Genomic DNA, 641 nt, shown 5'->3' with positions numbered 1-641 from the left:
GTGGTCAGGCTCGTCGACAGGGAGGTCACGCCGCTTTGTGCCGTGCTGATGCCGGCCGCGGCCGACGTCGACAGGCTTGCCACGTTGCTGTTGGTGGTATTCACGCTGGTCGACAGCGATCCGACGTCGGTCGATTCCTGGGTCGACAGTGCCCCGAGGGTACTGTTGGTCGTGGTCAGGCTCGTCGACAGGGAGGTCACGCCGCTTTGTGCCGTGCTGATACCGGCGGCAGCCGACGTCGACAGACTCGCCACGTTGCTGTTGGTGGTATTCACGCTGGTCGACAGCGATCCGACGTCGGTCGACTCCTGCGTCGACAGTGCCCCGAGGGTACTGTTGGTCGTGGTCAGGCTCGTCGACAGGGAGGTCACGCCGCTTTGTGCCGTGCTGATACCGGCTGCAGCCGAGGTCGACAGACTCGCCACATTGCTGTTGGTGGTATTCACGCTGGTCGACAACGATCCGACGTCGGTCGACTCCTGGGTCGACAGTGCACCGAGGGTGCTGTTGGTCGTGTTCAGACCTGTCGACAGCGAGCTCACCCCGCTTTGTGCCGTGCTGATGCCGGCCGCGGCCGACGTCGACAGGCTTGCCACATTGCTGTTGGTGGTATTCACGCTGGTCGACAGCGATCCGACGTC

1 pseudogene is annotated in these 641 nt (G+C 63.8%); it reads right to left on the bottom strand.

Annotation, left to right across the window (positions count from 1 at the left end):
* Window positions 1-641 (bottom strand): annotated as a pseudogene (locus PL79_RS35890) (hypothetical protein); the annotation flags it as partial.

This window comes from Burkholderia sp. USMB20 (assembly GCF_000949135.2).
Classification (GTDB): Bacteria; Pseudomonadota; Gammaproteobacteria; order Burkholderiales; family Burkholderiaceae; genus Burkholderia.
This window is presented reverse-complemented; position numbering and strand designations above follow the sequence as displayed.